Here is a 14,844-nt window from a genome sequence, read left to right as displayed (position 1 = left end):
CTTTGCACCCGACCGCGTGACGCAAGACGTGATCGCGCTGGTGCAAACACGCTTTGCCCAGCACCCGGGCACACTGGACCACTTTGCCTGGCCTGTCACCCGAGAAGACGCGCTGGTGGCGCTACAGCATTTCATTGACCAACGCCTGGAAAACTTTGGCGCCTGGCAAGACGCCATGTGGACCACGCTCCCCTTTGGCTGGCACGCTTTGGTGGGCAGCAGCATCAACCTGCACCTGCTTCACCCGCGTGAGGTGATTGTGGCGGCCGAGCAGGCCTACCACGCGCGCGGCTTGCCGCTGGCCAGTGTCGAGGGCTTCATCCGCCAGGTGCTGGGCTGGCGCGAGTTCATTCGCGGTGTGTACTGGCTGGACATGCCCCACATGGCCGAGGCCAACCACTATGGCCACACCCGCGACCTGCCCAAGTGGTACTGGACGGGCAAGACCCAGATGGCCTGCATGCAAGCGACCATCGGCCAAAGCCTGCAACACGGCTACGCGCACCACATCCAGCGCCTCATGGTCACCGGGCAGTTTGCGGTGCTGGCCGGTTTGTCACCCCAGCAGGTCAGCGCCTGGTACCGCGCCATGTACGTGGACGCGGTCGAATGGGTCGAGACGCCCAACACCTTAGGGATGGCCCTGCACGCCAACGGCGGGCGCTTCACCAGCAAGCCCTATGTGGCCAGCGGCCAGTACGTCAGCCGCATGAGCAACTACTGCAAAGGCTGCCGCTACCAACCCGAAGTGCGCACCGGCCCCAGCGCCTGCCCCATGACCACGCTGTATTGGGATTTTTTGATCCGCCACGAGAGCGACTTTGCCGGCAACCCGCGCACCGCGCTCATGGTCAAGCATGTGGGCAAGATGAGTGCAGACGACAAGGCGCAAATCAGCCAGCAAGCCGATGCCACGCGTGCGGGACTGGACGCGGTGTAAATGACCTGCACAAACGCTGTGTGGATCAAAAGATCCATCCGGTCCCTGTCACCAGGAGTTTCGAGCCCTTGTTTTATGGCGACAATTCAAGGTTATTTTGGTGCGTTTGCTGGATGGAACTCATGGCCCAAGTGTTGAAAAAAATCGGTTTTCACGCCAACGGCAAGCCTCGTGCCTGGTTGAAATCGCTGGTATTTGACGACCAATTGGCACCCCGGCGCGTGTTCCAGCCCTGGGTTTGGCCCCATGCAGGAGACATTCACCCGGCTTTTCGTGCTTGGCTGCGTCTGGCCTTGCAAAACCCTGCGCCGTCGTCCTCCAACGATTGGCCTTTACGCCGCCAACACATCGTTGACCAAAAAAGCTTGGGCGCTGCGGGCACGCTGCGCATCGTGTGCACCCGCCCGACCACATTTGTGGCACATGCCTTGCAGACCCATGCAAGCGCTTTGGGGTTTGCGGTGCATATCGACCACGAAATGCCCGAGGACTTTCCCGAAGACCTGTACCTGGTCATTTGCCCTCAAATGTTTTCGCGCTTGCCCCCACGCGAAAAACGCATCGTTTTTCAAATGGAGCAATCTGTCCATCCCCGGTGGTTCACCCCCGAGTATCTGAACATCCTTTACAACTCGGTGGCGGTTTTTGATTACTCTGCACAAAACATCCAGTTTTTGACCCAGCAAGGCATACCCGCCGACATGATTTTTCATGTGCCCTTGTCGCCGGTAGCCCACTACCCGGGTGCTGAATTTGCGGGCGCTTTGACCGAATCAGAAAGCGAGCGCACATGCGATGTGCTGTTTTATGGGGATCTGAAAAACAAAAGGCGACAGGCCTTTCTCAAGGTGCTGAGCGATCATTTTGATGTGCGGGCGGAACGCAGCTTGTATGGGCAAGACTTGTGGCGTGCCATGGTGCACGCCAAAGTGGTGGTCAACATTCACTATTACGAAAACGCCTTGCTGGAAAGTACGCGCATTTGTGAATGCCTGTCTTTGGGTGCGCGCGTCATTTCTGAAGCCGCCACCGATCAGGGTCAACATGCCGACTGGGAAGATCTGGTGCTGTTCACCCCGATCAACGATGCCCAGGCCATGGTGCAGGCCATCCACCAATGCTTGCAGCAAACACCCGCTGCCGCACCCTCGCTGACGGACCGCGCGTTCCGATTGGGGCCGTCCATGGAAGCTGCATTTCGGTCTTTGAATCTCCTGGTTCACCGATAAGGCGTGTCACCCCATGCTGATCCATCACGCTCATCAGCCTCCTGTCATTTGCGCCGACTGATCTGCTTGAGCACGTGCTGCTTGAAGGCCAGCGCCAGCGGTGAGAGTTTTTTGCCCGCAGGGTAAACGATGTGCCAGGCCGAGGGCAGGGGAAAGCCGGCGACATCGATCACGCTCACGCCGTTTTCTTTCTGGTGGCCATGCAAGGCGTGGCGCGAGACCACACCTACCCCCAGCCCCCCAGCCACCGACTCCTTGATCGCCTCGTTGCTGCCCAGCTCGAGGCGCACATCGGGGCGGAACTTCATGGACCGGAAAAACTGGTCGGCGGCCATGCGTGTGCCCGAGCCTTTTTCACGCAGGATGAAGCGGCGCTCTGCCAACTCGTGCAAAGGCACGGTGCTGCGTTTGGCCAGCGGGTCCGAGGTGGGCGCAATCACCACAATCGGGTTGGGCATGAAGGCCTCGTCGCCCAAGTCCATGTCTTTGGGCGGCATGGACATGATGTAGAGGTCGTCCAGGTTGTCACGCAGCCGTTGCACCACGCCGTCGCGGTTCAGGATTTCGAGCGACACGTCAATGGCCGGGTGCCGCTTGCAAAAGCTGCCGATCAGGTGCGGCATGAAGTACTTGGCCGTGCTCACCACCGCCACCCGCAGCTTGCCGCGCGACAAGCCCTTGGCCGCGTCCACGTTTTGCTCAAAGGCGTCCCAGGTGTGCGCCACAGCGCGGGCGGTCTGCGCCAGCTCTTGGCCCACCTCGGTCAGGTAAAGTTTTTTGCCCACCAACTCGTACAGTGGCAAACCCACCGATTCGCTGATGTCCTTGAGCTGCATCGAGGCCGTGGGCTGGGTGACGTGCATCACCTTGGCCGCAGCGCTCACGCTGCCGGTTTCGGCCAAGGCCAGAAACAAACGCAATTGACGGAAGCTGACGTTCATAGACTTTTATCTATATTCAAGGGTTGAAGAATCGATTTTACAAGTGCTCCGTCCGTTTCTATGATCGGCGCAAGGAACAACCCCATGCAAAATCTGATCGACCCGGCCATCCTCTTTTTCATCTTCGGCGTGCTGGCCGGCACCGTCAAATCCAACCTCGAAATCCCACCCGCCATCTCCCGCTTTTTATCGCTCTACCTGTTGATGGCCCTGGGTTTGAAGGGCGGCTTTGCGCTGTCGCAATCGGGCCTGACGGCCGACGTGGGCATCAGCCTGGCCGCCGCTGTGTTGCTGGCCATCGTCATCCCGCTCATCGGTTACGCCGTGCTGCGGCGCTTTGTCTCGGGTTTTGACGCAGCGGCCGTGGCTGCCACGTATGGCTCGGTGAGCGCAGTGACCTTTGTCACAGCGGTGCAGACCCTGGAAAACCAGGGCGTGGCTTACGGCGGACACATGGCTGCGGCCATGGCCCTGATGGAGTCGCCCGCCATCATCCTCGCAGTGGTGCTGGCCAATTCATTGCGACAAAAACAGGCTTCGGGTGTGGCGCTGCAAGCGGGTGGCGGGGCCGCACTGGGTGGACCTGCCACGCCTCATGGCGCGTCGGTGGGCAAGATCCTGCACGAGTCCTTCACCGATGGTGCGCAGTTGCTGCTCTTGGGGGCTATGGTGATCGGCCTGGTCACGGGCGAAGCGGGCAAAGAGGCGATGGCCCCCTTCTCGGTGGACCTTTTCAAAGGCATGCTGGCCTTCTTCCTGCTCGACATGGGCTTGATGGCGGCGCGCAACCTGCCACAAGTCAAGGGCCAGTCGCCCGTACTGATCGCTTATGCGGTGATCGGGCCCCTGGTGCACGCGGCTTTGGCCCTGGGCGTGGCCTTCGCATTACAACTGAGTGCAGGCGACGGGGCTTTGCTCATGGTGCTGGCGGCCAGTGCGTCCTACATCGCCGTGCCCGCCGTGCTGCGCACCGCCTTGCCCGAGGCCAAACCCGCGCTGTATTTCGGGCTCAGCCTGGGGCTGACCTTTCCGCTGAACATCGTGCTGGGCATTCCGTTTTATTTGGCGGTGGCGCAAGCGGTCTTGGGATGAGCATGGCAGGAGCTCGTTTTTATGACGGCCGCACCGTCGCGTTTTTGACGCAACATGGCAAGCAGGTTCTCGTGCGCGAGCCGCTCGAAGCCGCGCTGGGCTGCCAGTTGGTTCACACCGATGGCTATGACACCGACCAATTGGGCACATTCACGCGTGAACTGACCCGGGCCGGCTCCCAACTCGATGCGGCCCGCAAAAAAGCCAGCATCGGCATGGCGCTGACGGGTGCGTCTGTCGGCTTGGCCAGTGAAGGCTCGTTTGGCCCCGACCCTTTTGGCGCTTTCATGCCCTGGAACACCGAGGTCGTGTTGTGGGTCGATCGATTGTCAGGGATTGAAGTGACCGGCTTTGCACACGGACCCGCCCAAAGCCTGCACCGGATGGTGACCAGCCTGCAAGAGCTGGAGCGCTTTGCCGCAGAGGCTGGTTTTCCAGAGCACCATCTGGTGCTGCGACCGGAACACGCCGAGCACACCGACATGGACAAAGGCATCCGCGATCGCGAGACATTGCTGAAGGCCTTTCACCTGGCCCAAGCCAAATCCGCCAATGGCGTGGTGTTTGTCGAAAACGATCTGCGGGCTTTTTGCAATCCAACTCGGCAGAAAACCATCCTCAAGGCGACCGGGGACCTGATTCAAAAATTGCTGTCGATGTGCCCTGGCTGTGACACACCGGGCTACTGGCTCAGCCAGCAGATTCCGGGCCTGCCCTGCCGTGACTGCGGCAGCTTGACCCGATTGCCCAAAGCCGAAATCTGGGGCTGCAAAAAATGCGGCCACGAAGAACACCGGGCCGTTCACACCCAACTCTGGGCCGATCCGGCCCGTTGTGATTTCTGCAACCCTTGAAACGCAGGGGGTGAGCGGCAGGCGGCGAACGTGCCCTCAGACATTCACACCGAGCGCATCAAGCCGCCGTCAACGCGGATGTTCTGGCCCGTGATGTAAGCCGCGCCTTCTGAGGCCAAAAAGGCGATGGTCGCGGCCACTTCTTCGCTGGTGCCGTAGCGCTGCATCGGCACACTTTCGCGGCGCTCTTCTTTGGCGGGCAAGCTGTCAATCCAGCCGGGCAAGACATTGTTCATGCGCACGTTGTGCGCGGCGTGCTCATCGGCAAACAGCTTGGTGAAAGCGGCGAGACCTGCGCGTGCCACCGCAGACGTCGGGAACATGGCGCTGGGCTCGACCACCCAGGCGCTGGAGATGTTGACGATGGCCCCCGCTTTTTGCTGGACCATGATGGGCGCCACCAGGCGCACAGAGCGCACCACGTTCAAGAAATACATGTCGAGCCCCAAGTGCCACTGCGCATCGGTCAGCTCCAGCACCGGGCCCTTGGGGCCGTGGCCTGCGCTGTTGACCAGCACGTCGATGCGGCCCCAACGCGCCATGGTTTGATCGACCAGCTTTTGCAGGTCTTCGCTCGACTGGTTGGAGCCCGTCAGCCCCAAGCCACCCAACTCGCGGCCCAGCGCCTCGCCCTTGCCGGACGAAGACAACACCGCCACCTGAAAGCCATCTTGCGCCAGCTTGCGCGCCGCAGCAGCCCCCATGCCGCTGCCACCACCCACCACCATCGCCACCTTGTTGCTCATGTGTTGTCCTCTCGTTGTTTGTCAATGTTTGTCCATCCACCAAAGATGATCACGCGCCTGATGGATGCATTCGCCGCAGGCAAAGACATCTTGCCAGCCTCAAGAGGCGAAATTCGTCACCATCGGCAAATTGGGGGCTTGCCACCGGTACCTGTTGTCGAGCACATCTTTTTCCGGCACATGCCCCAACCAATCGATCCCCAGCAAACGCATCACACTGTGCCCAAGCCAATCGGTTCGCACCGGTTGCGTGAAGCTGCGCGATGGCAAATTTTCCATGCCTTCGCCCCAGATGAGCAGCGGCACGCGGTAACCGTCTGCAGTAGACGCGCTGTGGCCAACATGGTTGCTGACATGGCCGACCTCTTGACCATGGTCAGAAAAATAAACCCAAGTGGCATGCTTGCCCAGTGTGCGCGTCATGTCCAAAGTGGCTGCGACCACCGCGTCATGGTAGTGAATCGCCGAGTCGTAGTCGTTGCGTAACGCCCGCACACGCGAAGGACGACCCTGGTCTTTCAACCCCTGGTAAACCCCATCCTTGACGTTGTTGAACGGTGTTCGCTGGTCTGGGTGCCGCAAGGCGTAATGCGGGTGTGTGCCCAAAAGATGCACCACGATGAGTTTTCGAGCGGCTTTGTGTTGCAAAGCCGCATGCAGCAGAGGCAATGTACCTTCATCGAGCGAGAGTCCAGAGCGACCCGGCGTCTTGTTCAACATGTGAACCCGATCCGCCAATTGCGCATGCTCTTGGTCAATGGCCAGATCGTCGTGGTTGCTGATCCACCATGTCTCATAACCCGCCTTGGCGGCCAATGCCATCAAATGCTGTTGTTGATCCTGGGCATGGCCAAAGTAAAAGAAATTGCGCAGCGCCTGAACCGTGCTGGCATCCACCGACCATGCGTGCTGGAAAACGCCCAGACGATCCCCTTCGCTCTGCTCAAGCTGCATGAGCGCAGGTGTGGTGTCGCGGGGATAACCATACAGGGACAGATGGGCTCGGTTGATGCTTTCGCTGATGACCAGCACCACCGTATCGGGGGCTCCTGAAGTGAGTTGCGGATGTTGGGTCTGTGCGTTCGTCAGCAAGCGTTGGCGCTGTTCACCGAGGTCGGTCCACTGGTCTCGCAGCGACGACACATCGGCCACCCAGCCCGTCCAGAAAAGCAACGGATGGTGTTGCCGCCATGGCTTGATCGCCAGCGACAGGGCCACCAATGTCAAGAGCAACAACACGGCCCCAAAGCGCCAGCCTGCAAGCTGCCAAAGCGGCAAGGACATGCGCCACCACCCCACAAGACTGGCGCTGAGAATGGCCAGCATCATGAGCGCAAAAAGTACCCAAAGCCATACGCTGACCCTGTACATCGCCATGAACTCCACCGCTTCCTGCGGTGTGGTGTTCGCAACCGCCGTCAGGACCATGGCACTGGCTGGGCTGGCCCCGTAAACGTCCAACAAAAACCCCCGCACAGCCGCATCGGCGATGAAAGCAAACCCCATGATGGCGACAAAACCCAGTTGCAGTGCACGCAACGCCCTGCGCCGACTGGGCCAGCCTAGGCACAGCACAGCAGGCAAAGCCAACACCAACACCTGAAAAATGCGTTTGCCGTCGTAAGCCAGCACCAGCGCCAGGATCAAGGCACTCAGGGCCAGACCAGCCAATGACAGGCGGAGCTGTTGGGGTGACATGGTGTGCGTCAAAGCCGTTCAAGAGGACCTCATGCCCCCCGCGTCACCTTCTTGAACAACCGCGCCGCCCACTGCCCCAGGTCATCCAGATAAGTGAACACCACTGGCACCACCAGCAAGCTCAGCACCGTGCTGGTGAGCAAGCCGCCGATCACGGCAATCGCCATGGGTGAGCGGAAACTCGCGTCCGCTGCGCCCCAGCCCACGGCAATGGGCAGCATGCCCGCGCCCATGGCAATGGTGGTCATGACGATGGGGCGGGCGCGTTTGTGGCACGCGTCGAGCAACGCGTCCCAGCGGCTCATGGGCGGCACGGCGGGGTGATCACCTTCAGCGGGTTTGCCGCGCCGCGCTTCAATGGCGTATTCGACCAGCAAGATGGAGTTTTTGGTGGCGATGCCCATGAGCATGATGAGGCCAATGAGCGAGGGCATCGAGAAGCTCTTTTGTGCAATCAGCAAGCCCACAAACGCGCCGCCCAGCGACAGCGGCAGCGCCGCCAAAATCGTGATCGGGTGCAAAAAGCCCTTGAACAACAACACCAGCACGATGTAGATGCACAGCACGCCGATCATCATGGCCAGGCCAAAGCTGGCAAAGAGTTCGCCCATCACTTCGGCGTCACCCACTTCCACGATCTTCACACCCGGCGGCAGGCTTTGCAGCGCAGGCAGCTTTTGCACCGCCGCTGTCACATCACCCAGCGGCATGCCAGAGAGTTCGATCTCGAAGTTGATGTTGCGCTGGCGGTCATAACGGTCAATCACCGCCGGGCCGCCCGCCACCTCGATGCTGGCCACCTGGCCCAGCATGACCGGGCCACGGCTGCCGGGCACCATCAGGCGCTCGAGTGTGGCCAGGTCTTGCCGCGACTCGTCGCCCAATTTCACGACGATGGGCACCTGGCGCTCCGACAAATTGAGCTTGGGCAGGGCTTGGTCGTAGTCGCCCAGCGTGGCCACGCGCAAGGTGTCGCTGATGGCTGCGCTGGTCACGCCCAAATCGGCGGCTTTGGCAAAGTCGGGGCGCACCGCGATCTCAGGTCGCACCAAGCTGGCGGTGGACGCAATGGAGCCCAGGCCTGAAATGGTGCGCAGGTCGCGCTCCACGGCCATGGCCGCGGTTTGCAGGGCCTGCGGGTCTTCGCCGGTGAGCACCAACACGTATTTCTCGCCCGAGCCGCCCAAGCCCACTTTGCTGCGCACGCCGGGCAGTTGCTGCAAGGCTGTGCGAATGTCGTTTTCAATCGCTTGCTTGCGCGGGCGTGTGCCGCGCTCGCTCAGCTGGATGGTGAGCGTGGCCTTGCGCACCTCGGCCGCACCGCCCCCCGCAAAAGGATCACTGCCAGCGCTGCCGCCGCCAATCGTGGTGTAGACGCTTTTCACGTCGTTCACCGTCATGAGCAGTGTGCGGGCGTGTTCGGCACTGGCTTGGGTTTGCGCCAAGGTGGAGCCCGGAGGCAACTCCACATAGACCTGGGTTTGCGAGTTGTCGTCCGGCGGAATGAAGCCCTTGGGCAAGAGCGGCACCAGCATGATGGAGCCGATGAAAAACAGCGTGGCCAAGACCATGGTGACCAGGCGGTGCCGCATGCACCAAGTGGCCCAGACCATGTAGCGCTTGAGCCAGCCGGGTTCGTGCGCGGCCGTGACGATGGGCTTCAAGATGTAAGCCGCCATCATGGGCGTGAGGACCCGCGCCACCACCAGCGAGGCGAACACCGCCAGCGACGCCGTCCAGCCAAACTGCTTGAAGAACTTGCCCGGAATGCCGCTCATGAAAGCCGTGGGCAAAAACACCGCGATCAAGGTGAAGGTGGTGGCAATCACCGCCAGACCGATTTCATCGGCCGCCTCCATCGCCGCCTGATACGGCGACTTGCCCATGCGCAAATGGCGCACGATGTTTTCGACCTCGACAATCGCGTCGTCCACCAGCACGCCGATCACCAAGGACAGCGCCAGCAATGTCACCACGTTGATGGAAAAGCCCAGGTACGCCATGCCGATGAAGGCCGGGATGACCGACAGCGGCAGCGCCACGGCCGACACAAACGTGGCCCGCCAGTCACGCAAAAACAGCCACACCACCAGCACCGCCAAAATCGCGCCCTCATACAGCAGCACGAGTGAACCGTTGTATTCCTCCTCCACCGGGGTCACAAAGTCAAAGGCCTCGGTGATCTCGATGTCGGGGTTTTGCAAACGGTAATCGGCCAGCGCCTGGCGCACCAAACGGCCCACGGCCACCTCGCTCTCGCCCTTGCTGCGCACCACTTCAAAACCCACCACGGGCTTGCCGTCCAGTGCGGCGGCAGATCGCGCATCGGCCAAGGTGTCGCTCACCGTGGCCACTTGGTCCAGGCGCACACTGCCGCCCCGCGATGTGGCCAGCTCGATTTGTCCGACTTCTTGCGCCGTCTTGACGGTGGCCAAGGTGCGCACGGGTTGTTCACCCGCGCCCACATCCATGCGCCCGCCCGAGCCTTCTTGCTGCACCTGCTTGAGCTGGCGCGACACTTCGGCCGCTGTGATGCCCAGCGACTGCAAGCGGTTCACGTCGAGCGCCACACGCACTTCGCGCGTCACGCCGCCCACGCGGTTCACGGCCCCCACACCGCGCAGCGACAAGAGTTTGCGGGTGATCTCTTTGTCCACCAGCCACGACAAGGCCTCGTCGTCCATGCGCGCCGAGCGCACGGTGTAGGCCAGCACGGGTGTACCGGCCAGGTTGAGCTTTTGCACCACCGGGTCACGCAGGTCGCCGGGCAAATCGGCCCGCACGCCCTGGATGGCCGAACGCACATCGTCCACCGCCTCCTGGCTGGGCTTTTCCATGCGGAACTCGGCGGTGATGGACACCACACCGTCTTGCACCTTGGTGGTGATGTGTTTGAGGCCTTGCAGCGGCGCCAGCGCGTTTTCGAGCTTGCGGGCCACATCGGTTTCGAGCTGCGAAGGCGCCACACCGGGCAGGCTGGCCGTCACAGAGATGGTGGGCACATCCAGATCGGGAAAGTTCTGCACCTTCATCGAGCCGAACGCGATCAGGCCCGCCACCGTCAGCAGCACAAACAGCATGACCGCCGGGATCGGGTTGCGGATCGACCAGGAAGAGACGTTGAGCATGGCGTCCCTTTTATTTGGTGGCTGGAGCTGTTTGAGCGGCTGGCGCATCCACCACGCGCACCGTGTCGCCGTGGTTCAGGAATGCACCACCACTGGCCACCACACGGGCATCGGCTTTCAGGCCGCTCGTCACCTCGACGCGGCCTGCACTTTGGCGTCCGGTTTGCACCTTGATCTGGCTGACCTTTTGGTCGGCCCCCACGGTGTAGACATAACTGAAACCGTCGCGCACCACCACCGCCGCTTGCGGCACGGTGAGCGCCTGGCTTTGGCCCAGCGCGATCTCGCCTTGGGCGTACATGCCTGCGCGGGCGCTGCCGGTTTGCGCGGGCAAGTCGACATAGACCAAGGCGTTGCGGGTTTGTGCATCGACCGAGGGCGCCACCATGCGCACTTTGCCCTGCAACAGCTGGCCACTGGCGGCTTTGACTTCCACGGGCGCACCCACCTGGATGCGGCCAATTTCGGCAGCCGTCACTTCAGCCCGCCACTCGATGCGGCCCTGGCGAATCAAGCGGAACAACTCGGTGCCTGCGCCCACCACGCTGCCCACCGTGGCCTGCCGGGCTGAGATGACGCCCGCATCGGGCGCACGCACCTGGGTTTGCGCCAGGCGCACGTTTTGCAGCTGCACCATGGCGCGGGCGGACTGCACGCGGGCCACAGAAGAGGCCTCAGCTGCCACCGCCTGGCTCAGCTGCGCTGCACTGAAAAAGCCTTGCTGCTGCAGGCTGCGCGCGCGTTCGGCCTGGGCTTTGGCCTCTTGGGCGCTGGCCGCGGCTTCAGCGAGCAGGGCTTCGGCCTGCGCCAGCTCGGCGCGCAAGCTGTCGGCCTGCAACACCACCAACACATCACCACGCTGCACCCGGTCGCCCACGTTCACACGCACCTCGGTGATCTTCAGGCCATTGGCCTCGGCCCCGATGACGGCTTCTTGCCAGGCGGCCAGATTGCCGTTGGCGCTGATCTTTTGCGCCAAACTGGCCGTTTGGGGGGTGGTCACGGTCACCGTGAGGGAAGGTTTGGCGGCGCTGGGGGCGGCAGGTGCCTGGCCTTGTGCCTGGATGCTCGCAAAAAAAGTCAGCCCGCACAGCAGGCCGATGATCCGGTATGGCTTGGTCATTGTTTCTCACACAAAAAGTCGTTGAGCAAGTTTACGACCTGTGTCTTTTTACAGCCGGCTTCCGTGGTTTTGGGCTCACGGGCCAGCGGCCATTGCGCTGCCGTGCTGCGCGCCATCCGGCCACCCCTGTCCGTCGCAGCCCTTGCCAGGGTCAGAATCTGGCCACCAGGCCCACGCTGAAATTCCTGCCCCATAAAGCGTGCTCACGCGTGTTGAAGCCAAAAACCTGCCCAGCCGTGCTGGTGAAGGCTTGTGGCGCTTGGCGATTGAGCGCGTTGCCCAGGGTGGCCCGCAAACTCACAGCCGGGCTGATTTGGTAGGCCGCATGCAGGTCCAGCGTGGTGAAAGACGGGACCGCAAAACCCGTGAGGGGCGTGCTTTGCAAAGTGGCCAAGTTCACGCCGGATCGGTCCTGATCGGCATAGCCGGAGGTGTAATTGAGCGCCCCATGCAGGCTCCAAGTGGCCGTGCTAAGCCCCGCTATCCAGCGCAGCCGCAGGCGCGGGGTGATGGTGTCGGTGATTTTGTTGTACCGCCCCAGATCCGACACAAAAGCCTGACCGGGCGCGGACTGGTCTTGGGACTTGAGGTTGTACGTGCCCTGCACAAACAGGTTCCATTGGCCCATGTCGGTGGGCGCACGCCAGCGCACATCAAAATCAATACCGGACTTTTTGCGCTGGCCAATGTTGTAGTTGGGCAAGCGCATGGCCAGTGTCCCATTGCTTTGCATCAAATAGAACTTTTCATATTGGATCGGATCGGCATACACGGCAGCATCGGCCATGGTGGAAATCACATCGCGCATGTCGATGGACCACCAGTCGGCGGTGACCGAGAAGTTGCGTGTGGGCCGGTAGGCCAAGCCCAATGACTTTTGTGTCGACAACTCGGGCTTCAAATCCGGATTGCCCGTGCCGTAAATGGTCATCGCACTTTTGGCACAAGACACCGTGCGGTCCTGACTGGTGCTGAGCCTGGCCGCCACCGACAGCATGTCCGGACTGCATTCATTGATGTACGTCGTTGTGCCAACGGCATACAGTTTGCTGACATCCTGCAATTGCGCCAGTGACGGTGCCCGAAATCCGGTGCCCCAGGACGCCCTGGCCGACCAGCCGTTGTCGAAATCGTAACGCGAAGCCAACTTGCTGTTGTGCGTGGTGCCCAAATCGCTGTAACGGTCCCAGCGTGTGGATGCGGTCACGTCCCACTGCGGGGTCACAGGCAGCTGAAGCTCCAGATAGGCGGCCTGAATGTCCCGCTCGGCCTGAAAACTCGGCTGCTGCTCCGTGTTCGAGACATACCGATAGTCCGTGCCCTCGCGCCGCCACTCCAGGCCTGTGCCCAACATCACGTCCTTGCCCTCGATCTCCATGAGCGGACGCGATGCCCTGACCTGGCCGACGGTGGTGTAGGTGGTGCCCTCGTCCCAGGTGTTCCAGACGTTGCGCAAGCCATTGAGTGTGGCCGTCAAAGGGTTGTCAGCCGTCAGGGGTTTGAGCATGTTCGGATCGCTCAAGACCCGGCCACTGACCAGCCCCTGACCCACAAAATCCGTGACCTCTACTTTGCGGCTCACTTGCGCCTGAGCCCTGTACAACTCGGCTTTGTAGTCCCAACCGCCCCATTCCCCTTTGAGACCTGTGGCCACACGCCAGTTGTTTTGTTCATAGGCCCGTTTGAGGCCGTGCAGCAAGCTCGGCGACCACAGAAACTGGGTTTTGGCAGGGTCAAGGCCCGCACGCAGCGCCTCTTGGACACCCACCGAATCGGGGGACGGGCCCAAGCTGTAAACCAGTTGCCGCCAGCCTTGCCCCGCCATTTCGCCGTCAGTCAGTTGTGCGTACAGAACTTCGGCATAGGCGGTGGTGCCATCGCCCAGCCATTTTTCCCCACTGAGCAAGAGCTTGCGGCTGTCTTGTTGGGGGTAAATGGTCAGTGCCGAGTAGCCGTTGTACTGGCACGATGGCTGGCCGAGCATGGGCACATAGCCGCTGGGGCACTGTCCGTCCTGGTGCAGCAAGCTGAACACCTTTCTGGGCGTTCCGTCGGCCGCATTGGCAGGCTGAAAGAACACACCCGGGGTGGCGTACGAGGTCAGGCGTCCGCCGTCGATGGCGTACTGCTGCCCATCGCGCTCCACCACATACCGGCCTTGGGCGTATTGGGGTCGCTCGCTGCCTTGCAACGGGTCCCGGTGAAACAACTCAGCCGTCAGCCGCAGGCTGAAGCCATCTTTTTTCAAACTGCCCTTGCCCGCGTTCAAGGTGATTTGATGGCCTTGGCCACCGCCTTGCGAGGTGCCCAATGTTTCCGCCGCGATTTCAAAACCCTTTTGCTCGGTGCGCGTGATGATGTTGATCACGCCCGCGATGGCATCCGATCCGTAAAGCGACGAGGCCCCGTCCGACAGGATCTCGATCTTTTCAATGGCCGACAAAGGCACGGTGTTGATGTCCACACTGGGCCGGTCCACACCAAAAACACTTTGGCGACCATAAGAGGACAGCCGTTTGCCATTGAGCAAAAGCAGCGTGCCGGCGGGCAAGCCGCGCAAGGAGGCCGTGGTGTAACCGCCAATCGTCGTGATCATGGCGGCGCTGTTGACCACCATGGACATGATGGGCAGCTTGTGCAGCACGTCAACCATGCTGCTGGCGCCGGAGCGCCGGATGTCGTCGCGCGTGATCACCTGCACCGGCAAGGCCTGGGTCTGCTCCTTGCGGACGATGGACGAGCCGGTGATTTCGACCTTTTCAAACTGGCGGTATTCGAGTGCCGTGTCCACCACCTGGACAGCGGGGTAAGTTTTGGCTGGGATGACCTGGGCGGTCGTCTGCGCCCACTGCTGAGCTGCCTGTTCGTCTGCCCACACAGGGCTGGCCCAAACCAGCGACACCCCCAAGCCGAGGAGCGCCGTTGGTATCTTCAGCACACCGCATGGATGGAAAGGCTGTTGCATGGTCACCACTCGTTGAGTCGGGATCCTGAAACGATCAATGCCGTGCCAACCAGGCTGCTTTGACCCTCAAAATCTCTTTTATTAGTAAATTAGTATGTCATATTATTAAAAAGTTATTCGATGACCCT

10 protein-coding genes are annotated in these 14,844 nt (G+C 61.4%); 4 read left to right on the top strand and 6 right to left on the bottom strand.

What is annotated here, in order from left to right; all coding sequences use genetic code 11:
* Positions 1–940: cryptochrome/photolyase family protein (locus QZ190_RS14875; protein ID WP_367114246.1), on the top strand; the 940-nt coding region annotated here is incomplete at its 5' end.
* A gap of 122 nt (positions 941–1,062) precedes the next feature.
* Positions 1,063–2,169, top strand: a complete 1,107-nt coding sequence (locus QZ190_RS14870; protein ID WP_291917714.1) for a hypothetical protein — start codon at positions 1,063–1,065, stop codon at positions 2,167–2,169.
* Between the two features lie 44 nt (positions 2,170–2,213).
* Here QZ190_RS14870 and QZ190_RS14865 read toward each other — a convergent pair whose 3' ends face one another.
* Positions 2,214–3,110, bottom strand: coding sequence for a LysR family transcriptional regulator (locus QZ190_RS14865; protein ID WP_291917712.1), 897 nt, complete (start codon positions 3,108–3,110; stop codon positions 2,214–2,216).
* A gap of 84 nt (positions 3,111–3,194) precedes the next feature.
* Between QZ190_RS14865 and QZ190_RS14860 the strand changes: the two genes are divergently transcribed.
* Both QZ190_RS14860 and QZ190_RS14855 read left to right on the top strand, forming a co-directional pair.
* Positions 3,195–4,202 (top strand): sodium-dependent bicarbonate transport family permease, encoded by a 1,008-nt coding sequence (locus tag QZ190_RS14860; RefSeq protein WP_291917709.1) that lies wholly within the window; start codon positions 3,195–3,197, stop codon positions 4,200–4,202.
* Positions 4,199–5,056, top strand: a complete 858-nt coding sequence (locus tag QZ190_RS14855; RefSeq protein WP_291917707.1) for a DUF6671 family protein — start codon at positions 4,199–4,201, stop codon at positions 5,054–5,056. The genes QZ190_RS14860 and QZ190_RS14855 overlap by 4 nt, the downstream gene beginning before the upstream one ends.
* 44 nt (positions 5,057–5,100) lie before the next feature.
* Here the strand turns inward: QZ190_RS14855 and QZ190_RS14850 are convergent, their stop codons facing one another.
* From QZ190_RS14850 to QZ190_RS14830, 5 genes are all read right to left on the bottom strand, one after another.
* The gene (locus QZ190_RS14850; protein ID WP_291917704.1) at positions 5,101–5,802 is read right to left on the bottom strand and encodes an SDR family oxidoreductase; all 702 of its coding nucleotides are present in this window, start codon (positions 5,800–5,802) and stop codon (positions 5,101–5,103) included.
* Positions 5,803–5,901: 99 nt separating this feature from the next.
* On the bottom strand, positions 5,902–7,500 hold the full coding sequence (locus QZ190_RS14845) for a phosphoethanolamine transferase (protein ID WP_291917702.1): 1,599 nt from the start codon (positions 7,498–7,500) through the stop codon (positions 5,902–5,904).
* 29 nt (positions 7,501–7,529) lie between these two features.
* Positions 7,530–10,628 carry an efflux RND transporter permease subunit gene (locus tag QZ190_RS14840; RefSeq protein WP_291917700.1) on the bottom strand — a complete coding sequence of 1,033 codons (3,099 nt, stop codon included), beginning with the start codon at positions 10,626–10,628 and terminating at the stop codon, positions 7,530–7,532.
* Between the two features lie 10 nt (positions 10,629–10,638).
* Positions 10,639–11,751: an efflux RND transporter periplasmic adaptor subunit gene (locus tag QZ190_RS14835; RefSeq protein WP_291917699.1), complete on the bottom strand. Its 1,113-nt coding sequence runs from the start codon at positions 11,749–11,751 to the stop codon at positions 10,639–10,641.
* Between the two features lie 151 nt (positions 11,752–11,902).
* The gene (locus QZ190_RS14830; RefSeq protein WP_291917697.1) at positions 11,903–14,716 is read right to left on the bottom strand and encodes a TonB-dependent receptor; all 2,814 of its coding nucleotides are present in this window, start codon (positions 14,714–14,716) and stop codon (positions 11,903–11,905) included.
* Positions 14,717–14,844 lie beyond the last annotated feature (128 nt).

Origin of the sequence: Limnohabitans sp. (genome assembly GCF_017848645.1) — a bacterium.
Taxonomy (GTDB): domain Bacteria; phylum Pseudomonadota; class Gammaproteobacteria; order Burkholderiales; family Burkholderiaceae_C; genus Limnohabitans_A.
The sequence above is the reverse complement of the archived record's forward strand: the minus strand, read 5'-3'. Positions and strand labels throughout refer to the sequence as shown.

Excerpts from the sequence above, each read along its gene's own strand:
- QZ190_RS14870 (WP_291917714.1), top strand. The coding sequence starts at position 1,063 with ATGGCCCAAGTGTTGAAAAAAATCGGTTTTCACGCCAACGGCAAGCCT.
- QZ190_RS14865 (WP_291917712.1), bottom strand. The coding sequence starts at position 3,110 with ATGAACGTCAGCTTCCGTCAATTGCGTTTGTTTCTGGCCTTGGCCGAA.
- QZ190_RS14860 (WP_291917709.1), top strand. The coding sequence starts at position 3,195 with ATGCAAAATCTGATCGACCCGGCCATCCTCTTTTTCATCTTCGGCGTG.
- QZ190_RS14855 (WP_291917707.1), top strand. The coding sequence starts at position 4,199 with ATGAGCATGGCAGGAGCTCGTTTTTATGACGGCCGCACCGTCGCGTTT.
- QZ190_RS14850 (WP_291917704.1), bottom strand. The coding sequence starts at position 5,802 with ATGAGCAACAAGGTGGCGATGGTGGTGGGTGGTGGCAGCGGCATGGGG.
- QZ190_RS14845 (WP_291917702.1), bottom strand. The coding sequence starts at position 7,500 with ATGTCACCCCAACAGCTCCGCCTGTCATTGGCTGGTCTGGCCCTGAGT.
- QZ190_RS14840 (WP_291917700.1), bottom strand. The coding sequence starts at position 10,628 with ATGCTCAACGTCTCTTCCTGGTCGATCCGCAACCCGATCCCGGCGGTC.
- QZ190_RS14835 (WP_291917699.1), bottom strand. The coding sequence starts at position 11,751 with ATGACCAAGCCATACCGGATCATCGGCCTGCTGTGCGGGCTGACTTTT.
- QZ190_RS14830 (WP_291917697.1), bottom strand. The coding sequence starts at position 14,716 with ATGCAACAGCCTTTCCATCCATGCGGTGTGCTGAAGATACCAACGGCG.